The sequence below is a fragment of the Acinetobacter sp. YH12108 genome (assembly GCF_013419055.1).
Lineage (GTDB): Bacteria > Pseudomonadota > Gammaproteobacteria > Pseudomonadales > Moraxellaceae > Acinetobacter.
In genome coordinates this window covers 68,893-75,254 of record NZ_VPAW01000003.1, presented here as the reverse complement: position 1 = coordinate 75,254, position 6,362 = coordinate 68,893, and the positions used below count along the sequence as shown (strand labels likewise).

The 6,362-nt window shown below is 42.0% G+C and carries 6 protein-coding genes; 1 reads left to right on the top strand and 5 read right to left on the bottom strand.

Annotated elements, in window-relative coordinates; translation table 11 throughout:
• Positions 1-473, bottom strand: a 473-nt coding sequence (locus FTU46_RS02995; RefSeq protein WP_180104310.1) for a BapA prefix-like domain-containing protein, incomplete at its 3' end; no start/stop codon positions are given.
• 391 nt (positions 474-864) lie between these two features.
• Here FTU46_RS02995 and FTU46_RS02990 point away from each other — a divergent pair.
• Positions 865-2,034: a cupin domain-containing protein gene (locus FTU46_RS02990; protein ID WP_180104309.1), complete on the top strand. Its 1,170-nt coding sequence runs from the start codon at positions 865-867 to the stop codon at positions 2,032-2,034.
• A gap of 82 nt (positions 2,035-2,116) precedes the next feature.
• On the opposite strand, the gene FTU46_RS02985 is transcribed toward FTU46_RS02990, so the two are convergent.
• The 4 genes from FTU46_RS02985 to rraA form a co-directional block, all read right to left on the bottom strand.
• Positions 2,117-3,979: an ATP-binding protein gene (locus FTU46_RS02985; protein WP_180104308.1), complete on the bottom strand. Its 1,863-nt coding sequence runs from the start codon at positions 3,977-3,979 to the stop codon at positions 2,117-2,119.
• Between the two features lie 59 nt (positions 3,980-4,038).
• A complete protein-coding gene (locus tag FTU46_RS02980; protein WP_180104307.1) occupies positions 4,039-4,722 on the bottom strand; it encodes a response regulator transcription factor in 684 nt (227 codons plus the stop codon).
• A gap of 222 nt (positions 4,723-4,944) precedes the next feature.
• Entirely contained in the window at positions 4,945-5,742 is a 798-nt protein-coding gene (locus FTU46_RS02975; protein ID WP_180104306.1) for a glutathione S-transferase N-terminal domain-containing protein, read from the bottom strand.
• Between the two features lie 101 nt (positions 5,743-5,843).
• On the bottom strand, positions 5,844-6,353 hold the full coding sequence (gene rraA / locus FTU46_RS02970; RefSeq protein WP_180104305.1) for a ribonuclease E activity regulator RraA: 510 nt from the start codon (positions 6,351-6,353) through the stop codon (positions 5,844-5,846).
• Positions 6,354-6,362 lie beyond the last annotated feature (9 nt).

Here is a 6,362-nt window from a genome sequence, read left to right as displayed (position 1 = left end):
GCAGTCGGAGTCACAGGAACATTTGATTCAAGTTCTGAACCAGGATTAGATGGGCTTCCACCACTAGAGCCACCGCTAGCGGCAGCTGCAATTCCACCTACTAGCGCTGCGCCACCCGCAATCCAGGGTAAAAGCCCCATACTATCGGAAGATGAAGGTAATAATACTTCGATGTCTGGAATCTGCTTGTACTGTTTCGCGACCTGATCAAACCAGTACAATCCTCCATCGTCTTCTTCAAATACAATGTCAGATGTGAGTCCATCTTCATTACTGACATAAAAGTTTTCAATGACCAGTCTTTCGCCATTTGTAAGGACCACAATTAGGGTATTGCCCTCTTGTAATAACTCGACAACATCGAGCTTATTAATTTTGGCTTTTACAATTGAAATAGCATCAAGCTGAACATTAGTTGCCTCTAATTTTGTTTGTTCTCGGCTTAACTTATTAATAATTTGAAGTGTTTGCATTATTTTTCCAATCTATATTTCCCCAATGTTGCAAAATTGTACGATTGTTGTTTTTATGTCAAACACACTATTCTTTTCACCTATTTATTGATGCAGTTCACACTTTTTAATTACATTCTTTTTCACTTTATTAAAAAAATATATTTTTACTGAGACCTTTTGATTAACTCTTTTCAGAAATAAAAACTCAAATCTTGAATTTAATTTTTAAGGGATATATCACACTTCCCCAATTTGTAACAAAAAGTTGTAATAATATTTCCCTTAAACAGAGTATTACGGCTTAGATTTCATCTCTTAAGGTGCAATAAAAATCTATTTCACATGATCCAGCTTGCACCATAAGCTTACTCAAGAGAAAATACCTGCAAATTTTTATGCAGTCTTAATAATGTCCCTACCTCTAGACGTTTTAGGCGGTATTACCGCTGAACAATTCCTTGCCGAATACTGGCAGAAAAAACCGCTGCTGGTACGTAATGCCATGCCTGAAATCGCAGGCCTGCTAGAGCCTGATGATGTAATGGAGCTGGCACTTGAAGAAAATGTCACTGCACGTCTGATCAAGCAGAAAGATCGTGATCCAAATCAGTGGTCGGTCAAGACATCCCCTTTATTAAAAGCTGACTTCCAGAAGATGCCTAAGCTCTGGACTTTGCTGGTTCAGGCTGTGGATCACTATTCGTTCGACCTGTCTGAACTCTGGAGAAAGTTTGCTTTTATCCCTCAATGGCGTCGTGATGACATCATGGTGTCTTATGCGCCTCAAGGTGGTTCAGTCGGTCAACATTTCGACTTTTATGATGTTTTTCTAGTTCAAGGCTATGGTCATCGCCGCTGGCAACTGGGGCAAATGTGTGATGCCGAGACCGAACTTGTACCGGGGCAGCCATTAAAATTATTGCCAGAAATGGATGTGAATTTTGATGAAGTCCTTGCACCCGGTGATTTGCTGTATGTTCCACCCGGCCTTTCCCACTACGGCGTAGCAGAAGATGACTGTCTGACTTTCTCTTTTGGTTTCCGTATGCCAAATGTCAGTGACATGATGGACCGTGTAGGCGATAAATTTTCGGAAAATGAGGTCTTACGCAATCCATTGACTGACATTATTCGTGATCAAATTAGCGCTGCGGGTGAAGTCACAGGCAATGAACTTGAATATCTGAAAGGCAAAATCATGGAGCAGTTGCATAACTCCAATGTGCTTGAAGACGCCATCATGAGCTTGATGTCAGAACCGAAATATGAAGAGAATATTCCGGAGGCTGAAGAAATTGGCACAGGTGATCTGGAAGAAGCACTTGATCAGGGCTATAGCCTGATGCTTGAACCCGCTTCACGCCTGCTCTATACAGAAGAAGACGGTGAAACCTTGTTCTGGGCCAATGGTGAAGGAATCTGTATTTCAGAAGCATTTACTGCAAAACTGAAGCAGATTGCTGATGGTGAGCGTGTCTTACTGGATGAAGGTTTCGCTGACGAAGATATGCTGGAGGATGTTGCTGAGCTATTGAATGATTCTGTACTGATGCTAGTGCCACGGGCTGAAGAAGAATAAGTTTTTATATCTTGGTCATTTAAATCTATAAAAAAGAGGATCATATGATCCTCTTTTTTATGTCTGGATAATTTTGAGATGATTAAGGCTGATAGAGTTCCATCACCACGTGTACGCAGGTATCACCTTTCGCAGACTGAATATCCAGCATTCCACCCATGCGTTCAATGCGCATTTTCATACTGCGCATGCCAATACTCATACCATTTTTCTGCACCATCTCTGGATTAAAGCCGACCCCATTGTCTTGAATTTTTAAAGTCAATTGATGTGGCTGTGTATATTCCATACTCACACTCACCTTTGTCGCCTGGCTATGCTTGATAATATTGGTCAGACTCTCTTCTACTACACGAATCAGGGTCAGACATTGCAAAGCAGTAGGTTCACGCTGCCAGACTTTAGGAAATGACCAGTCTACGGCGATATCCATTTCTTCCAGTAATTGAGTAAATCGGTAACGTACTGGCGCAATCCAGATCACTGGCGTTTCAGGCACTTTATTGTCAATAGAAGAACCGCTATCGATAATTTGACGCAGGTCATCCCTAAGCAGCTTCAGCATAGATAAGAACTGCCGGTTAGAAATATTTTCGGTACTTTGATCCACCAGAATCATGGAACGCACAATCGAGCCACCTAGTCCATCATGCAGTTCATGTGACAGATTAATCCGTTCCTGCAAACGCACATTATCCAGTTCCAGCTTATGCTGATCACTCAGGCTTTTATTTAGATCTGCACTGACTTGCCGTACTTTTGATTCCAGCTGCGTATTAAATTTTTCGATTTTTTTAATATTACGATTCAGTCGTGTCCCCATAATTAGCACGACAAACAGGATAATAATCGGTGATGTATAAGGTGATAAAGGTGAGAATTCACTAACCGCCGTTTGACCCAGAATGATCAGATCTATAATGACACACAGCAAAATTCCCCACAGACAAAGCATCAGAAACAGATATTCGCCATTTCGAGTTTTAATTGCCCAGTAGCTAACATAGATGACACAACTAATATAAAGCAGCACATAGCAGACAAAAGCAACACTGAGCACTGCTTCTAAATGATCTAAAGAACTGGCTATGATGAATAGACTGAATAAAGCAGTCACCCCGATAAGTCCCCGCTCCAAACGCTGAAATTTCTGCTTCAAGAACCGAATTAGATACAGACAAAAACAGTGCATATAGAGGATAAAGAAAATCAGATTGGCTTTACCGGCCCATATACTGGAGGGAAAAGGAAAATTCTCTGTGGTTAATACATTGGAGATAAACAGAATCCACAATAATGAACTCAACGCCAGCCAGCCAAAAGTGGTTTCTGAACGTCGGAATAGCCAGATAATCAGGCTAATGACTCCAATCGTACCGGATAGAATCATATTGATCTGAAAGAGCGTACGGCGATCCCAGATCTTTTTTGAGTAATGCTGGTCATTGGCCATGATGTTGTGAAATTCAATTCTGCCAAGCCCTGCACCCTGGAAACTATAGCCTCGTACATAAATCAGCAGTTCATTGTCTGTCTGCTTCAAGCCCGCAATGGGCAAAATCCAGTAACGTGGTACATTCCAGCTTTTAGACAAAGGCTCTTGCAGGTTTTGATCCGACCACAGCAGATCATCATTCAGGAAAACAGCTCCAGCAGAGTTCAGATAATCAATACCAAAAACAATGGGTTCAGCGAGACGTATATTGTCCTGACAAGACCAACCCCAGCGAATTTTATACCAGGCACCCCCATTATATTTCGGCCAGTTATTTTTCCAGTTATCCGGTAATGTCACAGGTTGCCAGCCCGCATCCGGAATTTCGAGATGACTTGGGACTTGAACTTTTTGTTGCTGTTCAATGTTCACCTGACAAAGCTCGTTAATCTGAAAATTATTCTGTGCCAAGCTGATGCAAGAGAATAGGCTCAGCCAGCTCCCTATCATTAATAGAGCGAAGAGCCTTAGTCTTTGCCCAAACATCTTGCTAACAGACAGCATTCGCACTAAAGAATACCTAAATGCCGGGCGGTGCTGACTGCTTTGGTCCGCTTGTTAACAGAGAGTTTGCGGTAAATATGCTTGATATGACTTTCAACGGTATAACGTGACACGCAGAGTTCATCAGCAATTTCACGATTGCTGAGCCCCTGTGCCACCAATGAAAGAATTTCTTTTTCCCGTTGAGTCAAGCTTTCCTGTTCAGGATCAAGTACGATCTGCTCCAAAGAGGAAGATGGCTCTGAACTGGAAATCTGCTTGAGAATTTCCCGTGCAATAAAAGGATCAATGGGTGCACCGCCACGCAAAATACTACGAATTGCGAGACTCACTTCTGTATCATCGCGTTCCTTGAGTACATAACCGGTTGCTCCCGCCTTAATTGCTTTTAACAAGCTATCCTGAGTGCTCCAGGCAGATACCACTAGTATTAAGGTTTGTGAACCGAGCTCATGTATTTTTTCAATAATGGAAATGCCATTTCCATCTGGCAGTCCAAGATCAATCAGTGCTAAACAGAACGGTTCTTGTTGCAGAAGATATTCGGCTTCCCTGACATTATTGGCGAACAGCAATACCTCATCACTATATCCCAGATCCTTCAAAATATTTTTTAAACGGCACTGAATGACATATTCGTCTTCAACAATTAATACAGGTACCGGTAGTACGGCGTCTTGTGCTGTCATAAGCACACCCCTTATCGTTATTCTTATTACCCCATTGAAATTAAAATATAAACAAAAAAAGAAGAAAAATCATGAGTTTTTTTAACTTTATTGTGAGTAGCTCTAAGTATGAATAATTTTGAAAGCAGAGTTCTTGTTCTTGGAAAATTTAAATTTATAAACCATAAAAATGCCATCTATTTTCAGATGGCAATTTTTTATCTTCCAAATATTAGGAGCAGTTTATTTTTCGCTTTTCTTCTCAGGACCATATTGCTGCTTCAAATACTCCACAATATCTTTGGACTCAAACATTTTTGTATTGGTATTTGGGTCAACGAGATAAGGAACCTGAATATTATCTCCCATTACTTTTAAGACCTGTTCACGCTTACCACCCGGTAAAGGTTCATATTTCCCCGGTTTTAAACGCAGTTTTGCCAGACCTTGATCCTGCCAACGTTCTTTTGCCACATTATGATAGATGTAAGGGATTTCCAGTTCAGACAATACGCCACGGACAATACGGGTATATGGACTGGCTTCAAAGCCCCACAGCTCAAGAAGCTGTTCAGGCGCAGGGCTATTCTTCGACAACGGTTTAGCCATGCCACCACGTAGACCATTCACCATCGTACCTGCAATGGCAGCAACCGGCACTTTTGGATAATTTGAATATTTGGCTGGAGTCTTACCTGTCTTGCCATAATGCTTAAACAGGTGATGAATAATATCCTGAGATTCGTATAGCTTATCTCCCGTATTTTCATCTACTAAAAATGGAAACTGAAGTTTGCCTCCTTGCTGTTTTACTTCGGGACGAAAGCGTTTACCGCCTCGTGGGCACGGATACACTTCATAATCGAGGTTCAGTAAAGTCATCACCTCACGAACACGACGACAAAATGGTGATCCTTCATATTCATAAAGCTTGAGAGGCTTTTCAGGCTGATTCGGAAATGGTGTCCCGGTCGTACCACGTCCACCTTCCAGAAATGCGGATGCCAATGCCTGTGCTACTTTAATCTGATGGCCTAACATATCGTCTGTCCTCTTTATTATTTTCAAACCGTGAAAGCAGCAATCTAAACTGCCTGACTTCCACGGTATAGCTTGTTTTTGTATATTTTCAATAACCGGAATTAGTCCACCAGTTGCTCTTTGGACAGGACAATGCCGTTGTTATCAGCATAGACATACTCGCCTGATTTAAAGGTCACGCCACCAAAATAAAGCGGCACATCTACCTCACCAATCCCCTTACGGTTGCTCTTTTGAGGAATAGAAGCTAAAGCATGTACACCAAGATCAAGCTCAGCAATCGCATCGACATCACGGACACAGCCGTAGATAATTACACCATTCCAGTGGTTTTTCACCGCAGACTCAGCAATCAGGTCACCCATCAATGCACAACGCATCGAAGCACCACCATCTACAACCAGAACCTTGCCGGTACCATCTGTCGCCAATAACTCTTTTACGCGAGAGTTATCTTCAAAGCATTTTACGGTCACAATCTGGCCGCCAAAGCTTTTACGTGCACCATAGCTTCTAAAGAATTTGCCATCCAGGCATGGGGTGACTACCTGCAGGTCTTTATCCGGATTGTCATCAAGCAGGTCACAAGTTACAAATGGTACGCTGGACACGATTTTTTA